The sequence below is a fragment of the Pseudomonas sp. USHLN015 genome, assembly GCF_037153275.1.
Taxonomy (GTDB): Bacteria; Pseudomonadota; Gammaproteobacteria; order Pseudomonadales; family Pseudomonadaceae; genus Metapseudomonas; species Metapseudomonas tohonis.
This window is the reverse complement of sequence record NZ_JBBCKP010000012.1, coordinates 108,578-122,795: the sequence shown is the minus strand read 5'-3', so window position 1 is coordinate 122,795 and position 14,218 is coordinate 108,578. Positions and strand designations below refer to the sequence as shown.

The window sequence follows — 14,218 nt, the reverse complement described above, 5'->3', positions numbered from 1 at the left end:
GCCTCGAAGAAAGGCCGAGGAGTATACCTGCGGCGCCCGGCCAGTTCACCCACGAACCTTGCGTCGGCGCCGGCGTCAAAGCCACGTCGCCGTACCCGGAACCCTTCATGCCACGCCTCATCCCCCTGCTCGCCCTGCTCCTGCTCTCCTTCACCGGCACAGCCCTGGCCAGCCCCTGGACCGTCCTCCAGCGCCCCATCGAGCTGGAGACCGCCAGCGGCACGCTGCATGGCACCCTGCTGCGCCCCGGGACCGACGCCCCGGTGCCGGTGGCACTGCTGCTGTCCGGTTCCGGCCCCACCGACCGCAACGGCAACAACCCCATGGGCGGGCGCAACGACAGCCTGAAGAAGCTCGCCGAGCTGCTGGCGCGCCACGGCATCGCCAGCGTGCGCTACGACAAGCGCGGCATCGCTGCGAGCCAGGCCGCCGGCCCCGACGAGCGGCAACTGAGCGTCGACCTCTACGTGGCCGATGCGGTGGCCTGGGGCCACACGCTCAAGGCCGACCCGCGCTTCTCGCGCCTGGTGCTGATCGGCCACAGCGAAGGCGCCCTGATCGCCAGCCTGGCCGCACCGGATGCCGGTGCCGATGCGCTGGTCTCCATCGCCGGCAGCGCCCGCCCCATCGACCAGGTGCTGCAGGAGCAACTGCAACGGCGCCTGCCGCCCCCACTGCTGGCACGCAGCGACGAAATCCTCGCCAGCCTCAGGGCCGGGCATCAGGTGCCGGGCGTGCCCAAGCCGTTGCTGGTGCTCTACCGCCCCAGCGTGCAGCCCTACCTCATCTCCCTGTTCGCCAAGGACCCGGCCGCCGCCTTCGCCGCCGTGCGGGTGCCGGCGCTGATCGTCCAGGGCAGCCACGACAGCCAGGTGGACGTGGCCGACGCCCGTGCCCTGCAGGCGATCCGCCCGGATGCCGAGCTGGTGATCATCCCGGGCATGGACCATGTCCTGCGCATCACCCCGGCGGACGCCCGCGACCCGCTCGCCACCTATAATTCCCCCGGCCTGCCCCTGGCCCGCGAGCTCGGCGAACGCCTGATCGCCTTCATCGAACGCCTGCCCTCCAGCGACGGGAAAAGCGGCCGATAAGGGTCAGGTCAGCGCGCCGCCACTGGGCCGCTGCACTCCGCCACAGGATTGTGCTCGATGACCGACAACGAAACCGAACAGCAGGAAACCACCGAACCGACGCCGCAGCCGCATCCCTGGGCCGACCTGCCGCCGGAGCGTTTCCAGCTGCTGCGCCTGGCGCCCTTGCCTACCGATCGCCAGACCGGTGCGCGGCCGCTGCGTTTCGTCCAGCTCGGCGAGGTGGAGCGCCACAGCACCGACCAGAGCGTGTTGCACCTTAGCCTGCACCTGCCCGGGCAGCGCGTGCGCAAGGAGCAGAACCTGTTCGAGGTCTGGGCCGACCACCGCCTGAAGGAGGTGCGCTTCGGCGCCGACAGCGGCCTCCAGCTGGAGCCGCAGAACCGCGGCCTTGGTCGCTTCCTGCTGGCACGCGGCATCGGCTGGGCGCGGCGCCATTGGCCGCACTACAAGGTCGAGGGCGGTGCCCTGGCGGCCAAGGACGCGGTGGCCGAGGACCTCCGCCTGCGCCGCGACCACTTCCTCAAGGCCCAGGGCTTCGAAGTCGCCTACCTCGATGCGCTGCAGTTGAAGGCCGAGTACCGCGCCGGTCGCGTCAGCGAGCTGCACGAGGACTGGAACCGGGAGAAGGTGCAGGTCGTCGACATGCTCGACGCCGCCGCCATGCTCCAGCAGGCCGACCACAACCTGCACCAGCAGGAGATCGAGATCCGCAAGCTGCAGGAGCGGGTCAACGCCTTCCAGCGCGAAGACAGCGGCCTGCGCTTCACCATCGCCTGCCTGGTGGTGTTCGCGGTGTTCCAGGCGGGGCTGCTGATCTGGATCGCCACCCACTGAGCCTGCGCGCTACCCACAGACGCCTCGCGCGACAATGCTTGTAGGTCGGGTGCAACCCGACAGGGCCGTGCCCCTCGCACGCGGGTTTCACCCGCCCTGCACCTGTGAATGCCCCAGGCATGAAAAAGCCCGTCTACTGGCGTGGGACGGGCTTCGGGGCTTGGCGTCGATCAGCCGTTCAGGCGCGAGCGGAACAGAGCCTGGTGCTCCCGGCACTGGCTGGCGCCGAGCAGGAACACGCCATGGCCGCCGTGGCTGAATTCCAGCCAGGTGAAGTCCACTTCCGGATACAGCGCCTCGACATGCACCTGGCTGTTGCCGACCTCGATGATCAGCGTGCCGCGCTCGGTGAGGTGGTCGGCGGCCTCGGCCAGCATCCGGCGCACCAGGTCCAGCCCGTCGTCGCCACAGGCCAGGCCCATGGCCGGCTCGTGCTGGAACTCCTCGGGCATGTCGGCGAAGTCCTCGGCGTCCACATAGGGCGGGTTGGACAGGATCAGGTCGAAGCGCTGCCCCGGCAGGCCATCGAAGCCATCGCCCTGGACGGTGAAGACGCGGTCTTCCAGGTCATGCCGCTCGATGTTCAGGTTGGCCACTTCCAGCGCGTCGAAGGACAGGTCGGCCAGCACCACCTCGGCATCCGGGAAGGCGTGGGCGGCGGCGATGCCGATGCAGCCGGAGCCGGTGCACAGGTCGAGAATCCGCGCGGGCGATGCGGCCAGCCAGGGCTCGAAGCCCTGCTGGATCAGCTCGCCGATGGGCGAGCGCGGCACCAGCACACGTTCGTCCACCACGAAAGGCATGCCGCAGAACCAGGCCTCGCCCAGCAGGTAGGCCACCGGCACGCGCTCGAGGATGCGGCGGCGCAGCAGCGCCTGGACGTGGGCACGCTCGTCGTCTTCCAGGCGGCAGTCGAGGTAGCTGTCGGCCACCTCGTAGGGCAGGTGCAGCGCGCCGAGCACCAGCTGGCGCGCCTCGTCCCAGGCGTTGTCAGTGCCATGACCGAAGAACAGGTTTTCCGCATGGAAACGGCTGACCGCCCAGCGGATGTGATCGCGCAGGGTGCGCAAGCGGGATTCGGACACGAAGGACGACCTCAGGCAAGAACGGACAGGCGATTCTACACCCGTCGACTCATGGCTTGCGACGCGGCGGCTGCCCGATGTCCTCGCGCCGTTCACGACGCAGTTCGCGCATCACCGCGATGGCCACGGCCAGGGCGAAGAGCAACCAGAAATAAGCGGGGACCTCAGAGAAATCGGGCATGGGCAGCTCCTTCTGCGGGGGGCTTCGCATCCTGCGAAACGCATCGATAGTGCACGGCCGTACCGGGATCGACAAGTCGGATGCGCGACATGGTTCACTTATCTCTCCGCTCGGCGGACAATGGGCGGCACAGCCGTACCGGAGATCCGCATGTCCGCCCCCAAATCCATGTTCCAACTGAGTGGCCGTGGTTACCCGCCCGCCAGCCTGAACAACGCCACCCTGGTGATCATCGACGCGCAGGAGGAGTACCGCAGCGGCGTCCTCGCCCTGCCCGGCCTGGACGCCGCGCTCGAGGAGATCGCCACCCTGCTGGCGGCAGCCCGCGCCATCGGCAGCGCCGTGGTCCACGTCAAGCACCTGGGGGTGCCCGGCGGCCTGCTCGACCCCCAGGGCGAACGCGGCCAGCACCTCCCCGAAGTCGCCCCGCTGCCGGGCGAGATCGTGGTCGAGAAACGCCTGCCCAATGCCTTCGCCGGCACCGAACTGCATGACCGCCTGCAGGACATCGGCCATCTGGACCTCGTCGTCTGCGGCTTCATGACCCATTCCAGCGTCAGCACCACCGTGCGCGCCGCCAAGGACTACGGCTACCGCTGCACCCTGGTCAGCGCCGCCTGCGCCACCCGCGACCTGCCCACCACCGACGGCGGCGTGATCAGCGCCGAAGACATGCACCGTGTCGAAGTCATAGCCCTCGCCGACAACTTCGCCAGCGTGGTGCCCCACGCCCGCGCCCTGGCCTGAGCCTGGGCGCTACACATCTGGCGACATCCAATCGGGCGCATGACCGGAACCCCGCCGACATGCGCCGGTCATACGCCCGATTGCAACAGAGGACGTCCGGATGAAGTTATCCGATGGTTTCGATGCCCGCCGCCTGCGCCCCCGTGGCCCGGGCAGTTGGCGCTGGCGCTTCGCCGCGGCCCTGGCCGCCCTGATCGCCAGCTTCGGCATCCTGCTGGCCATGGCCGGCACCGCCACCCTGCTCGGCCGCCCGCCGGCCCTCGGTACGCTCAATGACAGCACCGGCTCCGCCGTGGTGCTCCTGGTCATCGGCCTGCTGTTCCTCTGGCTCGGCGTCGCCGGCTGGCGCATCGCCCGCCGCCGCTCCCGCCGTCGCAACGACCTGAGCCTGTCTCCCGGGCTGATGAAGAAGCGCGACTGACGCCCCCCTCTGTTGGTTAAACTAGGCCTCCTTCGTGGAGGCCTTATGCAAGACGACGACTTTTCCCTGTTCACCAACGAGATGCGCGGCGTGAAGCGCATCCAGAACGACCGCGCGGAAACCGGCAAGCCGAAGGCCGACCGCAAGCAGGTCGCCAGCCTGCGGCAGAACGCGACCCAGATAACCGAATCGACCAAGGTCGACGGCCTCTCCGACCTGTTCGTCATCGACGTCGGCGCCGAGGACGAGCTGCACTGGGCCCGCGACGGCGTGCAGGAAGGCCAGATGCGCAAGCTCAAGCTCGGCCAGATCGGCTTCGAAGGCAGCCTCGACCTGCATGGCATGACCGTGGAAAAGGCCCGCGAAACCCTCTGGGACTTCCTCGCCGAAGCAGCGAAGTTCGAGATCCGCTGCGTGCGCATCACCCATGGCAAGGCCGCGCGCCTGGACGGCAAGCGCCCGCTGATCAAGAGCCACGTCAACACCTGGCTGCGCCAGCACCCGCAGGTGCTCGGCTTCACCTCCTGCCTGCCGCGCCACGGTGGCACCGGCGCGCTCTACGTGATGCTGCGCCGCACCATGCTCGAAGGCCGCGACGAGTAGTCAGCGCGGGAAGCGCGGCACGCCCGCCTCCCGCTCCACGCCGGTGCCGTTCACCACGAACGACACCGCGTGGTAGAAGCCGACCAGTGTCAGGCACTCGATCAGTTGCGCATCGCTGAAGTGCGAGGCCAGCCGCTGCCACAACCCCTCCTCCACCCGAGCCGAACGGTTCAGGCCATCGGCCAGCTCCATCAGTGCCAACTCGGCCGCGCTCCACAGTGACGGCTCAGGCTGCTCGCTGCAGCTGTCCGCCACCTGCTCCGCGCTGAACCCCGCGCGCTCGGCGAAGAAGGCCACGTGAACGCCCCATTCGTATTCGGCGCCGCAACGGGCGGTGGTGCGCAGGATCAGTACCTCGCGCTCACGCAGGCTGATGCTGCCGGGGTCGAGCAGGCCCCCCGCGATCAAGCGCTGCAGCACACGGGGGTTATGCGCCATGCTGCGGAACAGCTTCAGCGGCGGCACGCCGGGCGGCATCACCTTGTCGAAGGCGGCCTGCACGGCCGGGTCATAGGGGGCTTGGAGCGGGTGGATACGCGCAGTGCTCATGGCCGGATCTCCTGTCGGGCTGTTACGCTACGCAAAACGTAGCAGCAAAGACCTTCGCCCGCTACTAAAAAAGAAGCAAGGAATAAGATCATGACCCTTCCCCTCCCCGGCAAACCGGTCCGCGGCTCCACCACCGGCCGGCCCATCATGGCCCTGCTGGACCTGCTCGGCCGCCGCTGGAGCCTGCGCATCCTCTGGGAACTGCGCCAGGGCCCAGCCACTTTCCGCGAACTCCAGGCACGCTGCGAAGGCCTCTCGCCCTCGGTGCTCAATACCCGCATGGGCGAACTGCGCCAGGCGCTGCTGATCGACACGGGGGATGCCGGCTATCGGCTCAGCGAGGACGGCGAGGAACTGGTCCGCCGCTGCCTGCCCCTCGCCGAGTGGGCTGAAACCTGGGCCGAACGCCTGCCGCCGCCCTCGGACGCATGAGCTGCCGGCGGCGCGGCGACGGGCGGCGATGGCGCGTGGCGGGAGCCTCACTATCCTCTGGAAGCCCTGCTGAGGGCTGCAGTAGGGCCGCCATCGGTCCCCCCAAATTCAGCTGATGGCGGCCTTTTCTTCCCTCCCGGACGCCCCTGGCGGCGCACCGACAAAAATAAACCTGGGTTATTCCCGCATTAGGAGTATGGTGTGCGCACTGGATGCAACGTGTCATTGCGATTTCTGACCTGATGTAACGATTCCCATCTTTTCATCTCCTCGGCTTCCTTCGCTTTCGCCCTCAGTCTCGACCCGGATGTCCCGGCGTCGATGCCATTACATTTCCCTGGAGATACATCATGTCCAATCGTCAATCCGGCACCGTCAAATGGTTCAACGATGAAAAAGGCTTCGGCTTCATCACCCCCCAGGAAGGCCCGGATCTCTTCGTCCACTACCGCTCCATCGAAAGCGCCGGCTTCAAGTCGCTCGCCGAAGGCCAGCAGGTGAGCTACCTGGTCGCCAAGGGCCCGAAAGGCCTGCAGGCCGAGCAAGTCCAGGTGGTCTGACCCCCGCCTCCGAAAGAAGCCCCGGGTTCCCGGGGCTTTTTTTTGCCTTCTCTTTTTCCAGCGCTACGGAGCGACATGCCAGGCTATCTGATAAAGACCAGTACCTTCCGCGTAGGCGGCCGGGACTTCCACATGCAATCGCTGCTGGACGCCGAGCAATTCCATGACCCGTTGGGCGAGGCTGCCGGCCTGGGCATCACCGCAGACACCTGGGCGCTGTTCGGCCAGGTGTGGCCGGCAGGCGAAGCGCTGGCCCAGACGATGGCGACCCGCGACCTCACCGGCTTGCGCGTGCTGGAAGTCGGCGCCGGGCTCTGCCTGGCCAGCCTGGTGGGCCACCAGCGCGGCGGCGACATGACCGCCAGCGACATCCACCCGCTGATCCCCACCTTCCTCGCCGAGAACGCCCGACTCAACGGCCTGCCGCCGATGCGCTACGAAACCTGCGACTGGGGCGGCACCGAGGCGTTCGGCGAGTTCGACCTGATCATCGGCAGCGACCTGCTCTATGACCATGACAACCAGGCCGACCTGGCCGACTTCATCGACCGCCACTCCGCGAGTTCCGTGGAAGTACTGCTGGTCGACCCGGATCGCCAGGGCCAGCAGACCTTCCACGACGAGATGGCCGAGCTCGGCTACGGCATGAACATCAGCCACGCCGACTGCATGCTGGCCAACGGCGAGCGCTTCAGGGGCTCCTACCTGCACTTCAGCCGAGGCGCAGTCGCCCCCTGAGCCCTTGCATGGCGCACATGGATACCCGGGCGCAACGGCGCCCGCAGTAAAATGGCCGCTTCACCGACGCGACCCGAAGCGTCATGGCGGGTATGATGCCCACCTCTATCGCCAGCAACCCGGCCATAGCGTGCAGAAGCTGTCCCGAGCCCACCGAGATGGGCGCGCGGTGCGGCCCCCGGGCACCGGGAGGCCCACGACGGGCACGCTGATATTTCACTAGCCCCTGGAAGCCCCATGGAATCTAGCAATCAGAAACTCGAGCAACATTACACCGCGATCCTCGGCCAGCTCGGCGAGGACGTCTCCCGCGAAGGCCTGCTGGACACCCCCAAGCGCGCCGCCAAGGCCATGCAGTACCTCTGCCGCGGCTATGAGCAGACGCTGGAGGAAGTCACCAACGGTGCGCTGTTCAGCTCCGACAACAGCGAAATGGTGCTGGTGAAGGACATCGAGCTGTATTCCCTGTGCGAGCACCACCTGCTGCCCTTCATCGGCAAGGCCCACGTCGCCTACCTGCCGAGCGGCAAGGTGCTGGGCCTGTCCAAGGTCGCGCGGATCGTCGACATGTTCGCCCGCCGCCTGCAGATCCAGGAGAACCTCAGCCGCCAGATCGCCGAGGCCGTGCAGCAGGTCACCGGCGCGGCCGGCGTGGCCGTGGTCATCGAGGCCCAGCACATGTGCATGATGATGCGCGGCGTGGAGAAGCAGAACTCCTCCATGGTCACCTCGGTCATGCTCGGCGAATTCCGCCAGAACGCCGCGACCCGCAGCGAGTTCCTCAGCCTGATCCGCTGAAGCCGCCCCCATGAAAAAACCGGCCTCGGCCGGTTTTTTCGTTTATCGGGCTCGAGGATCCGATGTGGGCTCTGCTCGCGAATGAAGTGGCTCCCAAAAGACCGGCGGCGCGGCACCGCCGGGCGACTGAAGTCGCCCCTACAGGTGCATCCCGCATGACCGCTGCGTAGGGTGGAGGTCGCTTTTCACCTCCACCAGGCGGAGTCGAATCCAACACATCGTTCTGCCTGAACCAAGCGCGCTAGAAACTCCGCCCATCCACCTTCACCACCTTCAGGGTGTCGGGATCGACCCCTTCCAGGCAGCGCACGTTCACCGCCGCCATGGCATTGCCCTTGGGATCGGCCGCCTCGCCGAAGGGCGCACAGCCGCAGTTGGCGCAGAAGTGATGGGCGATGTGCATGCGATTGAAGCGGTAGGTGGACAGGTCCGCATCCGCTGTCGACAGCGTCAGTTGCGCCCGTGGCACGAACCACAGCAGGTAGCCGCGCTTGCTGCACAGCGAGCAATTGCACTCCATCACCTCGGCGAGCGGACTGCCGTCCACCTCGAACGCAATCCGGCCGCAGTGGCAGCCACCTTTGTATTTCATGGACGTCTCCCTGCCTGGCCCGTCGCGAACCGATGTCGCCACGTTAGACCAGCCTCGCCCAGTGCGCCACGTCCAGGCGGAAGCCCAGCAGCGTCTCCTCGCGGCCACGGAATTCGCGGGCAAAGCGCTGCCCGAGGGGCTGCATGCCGATGCCGGTCATCACCCGCGCCGAAGCCGGGTTGTGCGCCAGGCAAAAGCCCTCCACCCAGGCCAGGCCGAGCACCTCGAAGGCATGGGCCAGCACCAGGCGCGCGGCCTCCTGCATATAACCCCGGCCCCAGTGGGGCGTGCCGATCCAGTAGGCCAGCTCGCCGGATTCGACACCGAGGCCGATCAGGCTGATGCAGCCGAGCAGCGCGTCATCGTCAGGACGGACGATGGCCCAGGTGATGCGCGGATGCTGCGGGTAGCCGGGTTCCAGGCTGGCGATCCAGCGCTGGGCCAGTTCCAGGGAGTAGGGATGGGGAATGGTTGCGGTGGTCGCGGCGATGGCCGGGTCGCCGGCCAGGCGCTGCACCTCGGCTGCGTCGTCGGCCCTGAACGGGCGCAGCCCGACGCGCGGGCCATGCAACCTTGGTGTCGTCATGTTCGGGCCTCCCTGCCCCATAGTGTCTTGTCAGCCGAGCATGCCCACGTGCTTGGGGTGGCTGGCCACGCGGTCCATCCAGGCCAGCACGGCCGGGAAGCGCGAGAGGTCGAAGCCGCCCTCTTCCGCGACATGGGTGTAGGCGTAGAGGGCGATGTCGGCGATGGAGTACTGCTCGCCCACCAGGTAAGGCGTGCGCGACAGCTGCTGCTCCATCACCTTGAGCGCCTTGTAGCCGCGCACCAGGCAGGTGCGGTACTCCTCCTCGCGCTCGGCGGGCATGCCCTGGTACAGCTTGATGAAGCGCGCCACCGCCACATAGGGCTCGTGGCTGTACTGTTCGAAGAACTGCCACTGCAGCACCTGGGTGCGCAGGCGCGGCTCGCTGGGCAGCAGGTCGCTGCCCTCGGCGAGGAAGTTGAGGATGGCGTTGGACTCCCACAGCGTGGTGCCGTCTTCCAGCTCCAGGACCGGGATCTTGCCGTTGGGGTTCAGCGCCAGGAAGGCTTCGCTCTGGGTCTCGCCCTTGAGAATGTCCACCGGCACCCACTGGTAGGGCTTGCCGAGCAGGGTGAGGATCAGCTTGATCTTGTAGCAGTTGCCGGAGATGTAATCGCCGTGGACCTTGTACATGTCGTACTCCTCGATCAGGCGGCCTCGGCGGCCAGTGCGTGACGGATGACCCCGGCGAGGCGCTGCAGGCCTTCGCCCAGGCGCTCGGGCGCCACATGGCTGAAGTTGAGGCGCAGGTAGCCGGGATGCTGGTCCGGGTCGATGAAGAAGGGCTCGCCCGGCATGAACGCGACATTCTGCTCCAGCGCCGGCTTGAGCAGGGTGCGGGTGTCCAGCGGCTGCTTCAGCGCCAGCCAGAAGAACAGCCCGCCCTGGGGCACCTGCCAAGTGGCGAGGTCGGCGAAGTGCTCCTCCAGCGCAGCCTGCATGGCGTCGCGGCGCTGGCGATAGAAGCCGCGCAGCTCGGCCAGGTGCTCGCGGTACTGCTCGGTGCCCAGCCATTGCAGGGCCTGCCACTGGCCGATGCGGTTGGTGTGCAGGTCGGCCGACTGCTTCAGGCGCAGCAGGTAGGGGAACAGGTCCGGGCTGGCGATCAGGAAGCCCACGCGCAGGCCCGGCAGCAGGGTCTTGGAAACGGTGCCGGTGTAGATCCAGCTGGCCTTCTTCAGGCGGCTGACGATGGGGGTGGCGGTGCCTTCGTCGAACACCAGCTCACGATAAGGCTCGTCTTCGATCAGGGTCACGCCGAACTCGTCCAGCAGTGCCGCCACGGCGTCGCGCTTGGCTTCGCTGTAACGCACGGCCGAGGGGTTCTGGAAGGTCGGGATCAGGTAGGCGAAGGCCGGCTTGTGCTGCTCCAGGCGCTGGCGCAGGGACGCCAGCTCGGGGCCATCGGCCTCCTGGGCGACGGCGATGCAGTCGGCGCCGAACAGCTGGAAGGCCTGCAGGGCGGCCAGGTAGGTCGGCGCCTCCAGCAGCACCTCGGTGCCCGGGTCGATGAACAGCTTGGAAGCCAGGTCCAGCGTCTGCTGGGAGCCGCTGACGATCAGCACCTGGCTGGCGTCGCAGGGAACACCCAGCTTCTGCGCCTCGGCGGCGATGGCCTCGCGCAGCGCCGGTTCGCCCTCGCTCATGCCGTACTGGCCCATGCTCACCGGCATCTGTGCCCACTCCACCTTCGGCAGCATCGGCTCGGCCGGCAGGCCACCGGCGAAGGACATCACTTCCGGGCGCTGCGCCGCGGCAAGGATTTCACGGATCAAGGAGCTTTTCAGGCGGGCGATGCGTTCGGAGAAGGCCATGGGTTGTCACCGGATGCGAAGACGGGAAAATTGAGTCAAACTGCTTGACCGAAATTACGATGACCGGGATGGATACGTCAATATGCTTGACCTTAAAAACCCAGCCGTCCAGCACGCCGCCATGGAGGCCTTCTTCTTCGGTTACCAGGCCTTCACCAGCAAGCCCGACGAGATGCTCGCCCGTCGCGGCCTGTCGCGGGTGCACCACCGCATCCTGTTCTTCATCGCCAAGTACCCGGGCCTCAGCGTCAAGGAAATGCTCGGCTACCTGGGCGTCAGCAAGCAGGCGCTGAACACGCCGCTGCGCCAGTTGATGGAGATGGACCTGGTGCAGAGCAGCGCCGCCGACGACGACAAGCGCAAGCGCCAGCTGGGCCTGACCGCCGACGGCTCGAAACTGGAGAAGAGCCTGCGCCGCGAACAGGCGCGCCTGCTGGAGCGCGCCTTCAGCGAGGCCGGGGCGGACGCCGTGGATGGCTGGCTGAAGGTCAACCAGGCATTGTCCAGCGCCCGTCCGGGCGAGAGCGAAGAAGCGGCCTGATCAGGCGCGCCCGATCATGTCCCGCGCGCCCTGGAAGAACACCAGGGCCATGGCGACGGAAGAGGCCAGCAGCGGAAGCAGGGCGACCATCACCAGCAGCACGGTCGCCATCATCACCCCGCCCACCAGCAGCAGCCAGGCCATCACCCGGAACACCGGGTAGACGTTCTGCACCTTGAGCAGGCGCACCGCCAGCCACACGGTGACCGCGCCGTAGCCGACCATCAGCGCCAGGTACGAGCCCAGCTCCCAGCCCAGCTTCGCCAGGGCCTGGTCGCTCACCAGCATGAGCATCACCTGGGTCAGCATCCCCGCCAGGATCACCAGCCAGGTCGGCCAGGCCAGGCCGACGGCGGCGAAACGCGCCTCGGCGAAGCCCTTGAGGCGCAGGCTCAGGTAGCTGCCCAGCAACATCACCGCCAGGCCCAGCCATTCGGCAACCAGCGAGGCCCCCTGGAGGCCGATGAAATCACCCAGGAAGATGAACACCAGCACCACCACCGAACCCAGGGCCGAGACCAGGCACAGCCAGCCCAGCAGGTTGAGCAGCCCTGGGCTCCAGTCAGGCAGTTCGCGGGGGGCCTGGGCATCGACCAGGTCGGTCTGCGGGGCGGCGTAGGGATTCTCGTCCATGGCGTGGGGCTCCTGGGAAAACTGAAAACCGGAACAGTAATGGCTCTTCCCGCACTCGTCACGCGACTGTATCGCTTTTTGCGCGCTTCGCTGTACGGGGCGCGGCAACGCGCCACGCCGTAGGCTTCCAGCATTCCAAAAAGAGTGCCCTGCCATGAGCCTGGAACTGCTGCTCGCCTTCGCCCTGTTCGCCTTCGTCACCTCGGTCACGCCCGGCCCCAACAACATGATGCTGCTCGCCTCCGGGGTGAACTTCGGCGTGCGCCGCAGCGTGCCGCACATGCTCGGCATCAGCCTGGGCTTCATGGTCCTGGTGATGGCGGTCGGCCTCGGCCTGCACCAGGTCTTCGAGCAGGTGCCGGTGTTCTACACCACCCTGCGCTACCTGGGCGCGGCCTACCTGCTCTACCTGGCGTGGAAGATCGCCGGCTCCGGTGCCCCTGACAGCCGCGACAGCGGCGCGCGCCCCTTCACCTTCCTCCAGGCGGCCGCCTTCCAGTGGGTCAACCCCAAGGCCTGGGTCATGGCGATCGGCGCCATCACCACCTATACCCCCCAGGAGAACTTCGTCACCAACGCCCTGTTGATCGCCGCGCTGTTCGCCCTGATCAACTGCCCCAGCGTCGGGCTCTGGACCGTCGCCGGCAGCCTGCTGCGCCGCTGGCTGTCCTCGCCACGGGTGCTGCGCGCCTTCAATATCGGCATGGCCCTGCTCTTGGTGGCCTCGCTCTATCCGATCCTCGTCGACATCAAGGGAACCGTGTGATGACCCAGGCCTCCGATTCCAGCGCCCCCCTGCCCCGCCTGCGCCCGCTGGCCGACTCGTCACTGTCGGCGGTGGTGGCGGGCTTCATCGCCATGCTCACCGGCTACACCAGCTCGCTGGTGCTGATGTTCCAGGCGGGCCAGGCCGCCGGCCTCAGCGCCGGGCAGATTTCCTCGTGGATCTGGGCCATCTCCATCGGCATGGCGGTCTGCAGCATCGGCCTGTCGCTGCGCTTTCGCACCCCCATCACCGTGGCCTGGTCGACCCCCGGCGCCGCACTGCTGATCACCAGCCTGCCGGGCGTGCCCTACGCCGAGGCCATCGGTGCCTTCGTCGTCTGCGCCGTGCTGCTGACCCTGGTCGGCCTCACCGGCGGTTTCGAGCGCCTGATGCGCCGCCTGCCCGGCTCCCTGGCCGCCGCGTTGCTGGCCGGCATCCTGTTCAAGATCGGCAGCGAGATCTTCGTCGCCGCGCAGCACCGCACCGCCCTGGTGCTGGCGATGTTCTTCAGCTATCTGCTGCTCAAGCGCCTGCAACCCCGCTACGCGGTGCTGGTAGCGCTGCTGGTGGGTTGCGGCATGTCGGCGGCGCTGGGGCTGCTCGACTTCAGTGGCTTCAGCTTCGCCCTGGCGCAGCCGGTGTGGACCACGCCGAGCTTCTCCCTCACCGCCATCATCAGCATTGGCATCCCGCTGTTCATCGTCGCCATGGCTTCGCAGAACATCCCCGGCATCGCCGTGCTGCGCGCCGACGGCTACCAGGTGCCGGCCTCGCCGCTGATCTCGGCCACCGGCTTCGCCTCGCTGCTGCTGGCGCCCTTCGGCTCCCACGGCATCAACCTGGCCGCCATCAGCGCCGCCATCTGCACCGGCCCGCACGCCCACGAGGACCGCAACAAGCGCTACACCGCCGCCGTGTGGTGCGGGGTCTTCTATGGCATCGCCGGCATCTTCGCCGCCACCCTCGCCGCGCTGTTCGCCGCCTTCCCCAAGGAACTGGTGCTGTCGGTGGCCGCCCTGGCGCTGTTCGGCTCCATCAGCAACGGCCTGACCGTGGCGATGAACGAACCCAAGGAACGCGAGGCCGCGCTGATCACCTTCATGGTCACCGCCTCGGGCATGAGCCTGCTGTCCATCGGCTCGGCCTTCTGGGGCCTGATCGCCGGGGTGCTGACGCTGGTGATCCTCAACTGGAATACCGGCAAGGACTGAAGCGCGGGCGGCCTGGCTTCGGTGTAACGA

20 protein-coding genes are annotated in these 14,218 nt (G+C 67.5%); 12 read left to right on the top strand and 8 right to left on the bottom strand.

Going from position 1 to position 14,218, the window contains the following annotated elements; genetic code table 11:
• Window positions 1-107: 107 nt before the first annotated feature.
• Window positions 108-1,094, top strand: a complete 987-nt coding sequence (locus tag WFQ67_RS24350) for an alpha/beta hydrolase (protein ID WP_337058433.1) — start codon at window positions 108-110, stop codon at window positions 1,092-1,094.
• A 57-nt stretch (window positions 1,095-1,151) separates the two neighbouring features.
• A complete protein-coding gene (locus WFQ67_RS24345) occupies window positions 1,152-1,931 on the top strand; it encodes a hypothetical protein (protein ID WP_213629261.1) in 780 nt (259 codons plus the stop codon).
• Between the two features lie 170 nt (window positions 1,932-2,101).
• Here the strand turns inward: WFQ67_RS24345 and prmB are convergent, their stop codons facing one another.
• Together prmB and WFQ67_RS24335 are read right to left on the bottom strand one after the other, a co-directional pair.
• Window positions 2,102-3,016 carry a 50S ribosomal protein L3 N(5)-glutamine methyltransferase gene (gene prmB, locus WFQ67_RS24340; protein WP_213629260.1) on the bottom strand — a complete coding sequence of 305 codons (915 nt, stop codon included), beginning with the start codon at window positions 3,014-3,016 and terminating at the stop codon, window positions 2,102-2,104.
• Window positions 3,017-3,065: 49 nt separating this feature from the next.
• Window positions 3,066-3,197, bottom strand: a complete 132-nt coding sequence (locus WFQ67_RS24335; protein ID WP_274384541.1) for a hypothetical protein — start codon at window positions 3,195-3,197, stop codon at window positions 3,066-3,068.
• Between the two features lie 150 nt (window positions 3,198-3,347).
• Here WFQ67_RS24335 and WFQ67_RS24330 point away from each other — a divergent pair, with 150 nt between their 5' ends.
• The 3 genes from WFQ67_RS24330 to WFQ67_RS24320 all read left to right on the top strand — a co-directional run bounded on the left by WFQ67_RS24330 (window position 3,348) and on the right by WFQ67_RS24320 (window position 4,968).
• On the top strand, window positions 3,348-3,944 hold the full coding sequence (locus WFQ67_RS24330) for a cysteine hydrolase family protein (protein WP_173178355.1): 597 nt from the start codon (window positions 3,348-3,350) through the stop codon (window positions 3,942-3,944).
• A gap of 100 nt (window positions 3,945-4,044) precedes the next feature.
• A complete protein-coding gene (locus tag WFQ67_RS24325; RefSeq protein WP_173178354.1) occupies window positions 4,045-4,365 on the top strand; it encodes a hypothetical protein in 321 nt (106 codons plus the stop codon).
• A gap of 45 nt (window positions 4,366-4,410) precedes the next feature.
• Complete coding sequence (locus WFQ67_RS24320) at window positions 4,411-4,968, top strand: Smr/MutS family protein (RefSeq protein ID WP_111264089.1); 558 nt, start codon at window positions 4,411-4,413, stop codon at window positions 4,966-4,968.
• Here the strand turns inward: WFQ67_RS24320 and WFQ67_RS24315 are convergent, their stop codons facing one another.
• A complete protein-coding gene (locus WFQ67_RS24315) occupies window positions 4,969-5,517 on the bottom strand; it encodes a carboxymuconolactone decarboxylase family protein (RefSeq protein ID WP_213629258.1) in 549 nt (182 codons plus the stop codon). It lies immediately after the preceding gene.
• Between the two features lie 90 nt (window positions 5,518-5,607).
• On the opposite strand from WFQ67_RS24315, the gene WFQ67_RS24310 reads away from it, so the two are divergent.
• The 4 genes from WFQ67_RS24310 (at window position 5,608) to folE (ending at window position 8,045) form a co-directional block, all read left to right on the top strand.
• On the top strand, window positions 5,608-5,949 hold the full coding sequence (locus tag WFQ67_RS24310) for a winged helix-turn-helix transcriptional regulator (RefSeq protein WP_213629257.1): 342 nt from the start codon (window positions 5,608-5,610) through the stop codon (window positions 5,947-5,949).
• A gap of 350 nt (window positions 5,950-6,299) precedes the next feature.
• Complete coding sequence (locus WFQ67_RS24305) at window positions 6,300-6,509, top strand: cold-shock protein (RefSeq protein ID WP_111264092.1); 210 nt, start codon at window positions 6,300-6,302, stop codon at window positions 6,507-6,509.
• 75 nt (window positions 6,510-6,584) lie between these two features.
• Window positions 6,585-7,247 (top strand): class I SAM-dependent methyltransferase, encoded by a 663-nt coding sequence (locus tag WFQ67_RS24300; protein WP_213629256.1) that lies wholly within the window; start codon window positions 6,585-6,587, stop codon window positions 7,245-7,247.
• Window positions 7,248-7,484: 237 nt separating this feature from the next.
• Window positions 7,485-8,045 carry a GTP cyclohydrolase I FolE gene (gene folE / locus WFQ67_RS24295; RefSeq protein WP_021222675.1) on the top strand — a complete coding sequence of 187 codons (561 nt, stop codon included), beginning with the start codon at window positions 7,485-7,487 and terminating at the stop codon, window positions 8,043-8,045.
• A gap of 241 nt (window positions 8,046-8,286) precedes the next feature.
• On the opposite strand, the gene WFQ67_RS24290 is transcribed toward folE, so the two are convergent.
• Genes WFQ67_RS24290 through WFQ67_RS24275 form a run of 4 tightly spaced genes read right to left on the bottom strand, consistent with a single transcriptional unit; the run spans window position 8,287 to window position 11,037 of the window.
• Window positions 8,287-8,637, bottom strand: a complete 351-nt coding sequence (locus WFQ67_RS24290) for a GFA family protein (protein WP_213629255.1) — start codon at window positions 8,635-8,637, stop codon at window positions 8,287-8,289.
• A gap of 43 nt (window positions 8,638-8,680) precedes the next feature.
• Entirely contained in the window at window positions 8,681-9,223 is a 543-nt protein-coding gene (locus WFQ67_RS24285) for a GNAT family N-acetyltransferase (RefSeq protein ID WP_337058432.1), read from the bottom strand.
• A gap of 30 nt (window positions 9,224-9,253) precedes the next feature.
• Window positions 9,254-9,856, bottom strand: a complete 603-nt coding sequence (locus WFQ67_RS24280) for a glutathione S-transferase family protein (RefSeq protein WP_213629253.1) — start codon at window positions 9,854-9,856, stop codon at window positions 9,254-9,256.
• A 14-nt stretch (window positions 9,857-9,870) separates the two neighbouring features.
• Window positions 9,871-11,037 carry an aminotransferase-like domain-containing protein gene (locus tag WFQ67_RS24275; RefSeq protein ID WP_337058431.1) on the bottom strand — a complete coding sequence of 389 codons (1,167 nt, stop codon included), beginning with the start codon at window positions 11,035-11,037 and terminating at the stop codon, window positions 9,871-9,873.
• Between the two features lie 82 nt (window positions 11,038-11,119).
• Here WFQ67_RS24275 and WFQ67_RS24270 point away from each other — a divergent pair, with 82 nt between their 5' ends.
• Window positions 11,120-11,578 carry a MarR family winged helix-turn-helix transcriptional regulator gene (locus WFQ67_RS24270; protein WP_173178345.1) on the top strand — a complete coding sequence of 153 codons (459 nt, stop codon included), beginning with the start codon at window positions 11,120-11,122 and terminating at the stop codon, window positions 11,576-11,578.
• On the opposite strand, the gene WFQ67_RS24265 is transcribed toward WFQ67_RS24270, so the two are convergent.
• Window positions 11,579-12,211 (bottom strand): hypothetical protein, encoded by a 633-nt coding sequence (locus WFQ67_RS24265; RefSeq protein ID WP_337058430.1) that lies wholly within the window; start codon window positions 12,209-12,211, stop codon window positions 11,579-11,581.
• A 154-nt stretch (window positions 12,212-12,365) separates the two neighbouring features.
• Here WFQ67_RS24265 and WFQ67_RS24260 point away from each other — a divergent pair, with 154 nt between their 5' ends.
• Both WFQ67_RS24260 and WFQ67_RS24255 read left to right on the top strand, forming a co-directional pair.
• Window positions 12,366-12,977 carry a LysE family translocator gene (locus WFQ67_RS24260; protein WP_337058429.1) on the top strand — a complete coding sequence of 204 codons (612 nt, stop codon included), beginning with the start codon at window positions 12,366-12,368 and terminating at the stop codon, window positions 12,975-12,977.
• Window positions 12,977-14,188 (top strand): benzoate/H(+) symporter BenE family transporter, encoded by a 1,212-nt coding sequence (locus WFQ67_RS24255; protein WP_213629248.1) that lies wholly within the window; start codon window positions 12,977-12,979, stop codon window positions 14,186-14,188. Before WFQ67_RS24260 ends, WFQ67_RS24255 begins: the two co-directional genes overlap by 1 nt.
• The last annotated feature ends 30 nt before the right edge of the window (window positions 14,189-14,218 follow it).

Coding starts and splice junctions, on each gene's coding strand:
- WFQ67_RS24350 (WP_337058433.1), top strand. CDS start 108: ATGCCACGCCTCATCCCCCTGCTCGCCCTGCTCCTGCTCTCCTTCACC.
- WFQ67_RS24345 (WP_213629261.1), top strand. CDS start 1,152: ATGACCGACAACGAAACCGAACAGCAGGAAACCACCGAACCGACGCCG.
- WFQ67_RS24335 (WP_274384541.1), bottom strand. CDS start 3,197: ATGCCCGATTTCTCTGAGGTCCCCGCTTATTTCTGGTTGCTCTTCGCC.
- WFQ67_RS24330 (WP_173178355.1), top strand. CDS start 3,348: ATGTCCGCCCCCAAATCCATGTTCCAACTGAGTGGCCGTGGTTACCCG.
- WFQ67_RS24325 (WP_173178354.1), top strand. CDS start 4,045: ATGAAGTTATCCGATGGTTTCGATGCCCGCCGCCTGCGCCCCCGTGGC.
- WFQ67_RS24320 (WP_111264089.1), top strand. CDS start 4,411: ATGCAAGACGACGACTTTTCCCTGTTCACCAACGAGATGCGCGGCGTG.
- WFQ67_RS24315 (WP_213629258.1), bottom strand. CDS start 5,517: ATGAGCACTGCGCGTATCCACCCGCTCCAAGCCCCCTATGACCCGGCC.
- WFQ67_RS24310 (WP_213629257.1), top strand. CDS start 5,608: ATGACCCTTCCCCTCCCCGGCAAACCGGTCCGCGGCTCCACCACCGGC.
- WFQ67_RS24305 (WP_111264092.1), top strand. CDS start 6,300: ATGTCCAATCGTCAATCCGGCACCGTCAAATGGTTCAACGATGAAAAA.
- WFQ67_RS24300 (WP_213629256.1), top strand. CDS start 6,585: ATGCCAGGCTATCTGATAAAGACCAGTACCTTCCGCGTAGGCGGCCGG.
- folE (WP_021222675.1), top strand. CDS start 7,485: ATGGAATCTAGCAATCAGAAACTCGAGCAACATTACACCGCGATCCTC.
- WFQ67_RS24290 (WP_213629255.1), bottom strand. CDS start 8,637: ATGAAATACAAAGGTGGCTGCCACTGCGGCCGGATTGCGTTCGAGGTG.
- WFQ67_RS24285 (WP_337058432.1), bottom strand. CDS start 9,223: ATGACGACACCAAGGTTGCATGGCCCGCGCGTCGGGCTGCGCCCGTTC.
- WFQ67_RS24280 (WP_213629253.1), bottom strand. CDS start 9,856: ATGTACAAGGTCCACGGCGATTACATCTCCGGCAACTGCTACAAGATC.
- WFQ67_RS24275 (WP_337058431.1), bottom strand. CDS start 11,037: ATGGCCTTCTCCGAACGCATCGCCCGCCTGAAAAGCTCCTTGATCCGT.
- WFQ67_RS24270 (WP_173178345.1), top strand. CDS start 11,120: ATGCTTGACCTTAAAAACCCAGCCGTCCAGCACGCCGCCATGGAGGCC.
- WFQ67_RS24265 (WP_337058430.1), bottom strand. CDS start 12,211: ATGGACGAGAATCCCTACGCCGCCCCGCAGACCGACCTGGTCGATGCC.
- WFQ67_RS24260 (WP_337058429.1), top strand. CDS start 12,366: ATGAGCCTGGAACTGCTGCTCGCCTTCGCCCTGTTCGCCTTCGTCACC.
- WFQ67_RS24255 (WP_213629248.1), top strand. CDS start 12,977: ATGACCCAGGCCTCCGATTCCAGCGCCCCCCTGCCCCGCCTGCGCCCG.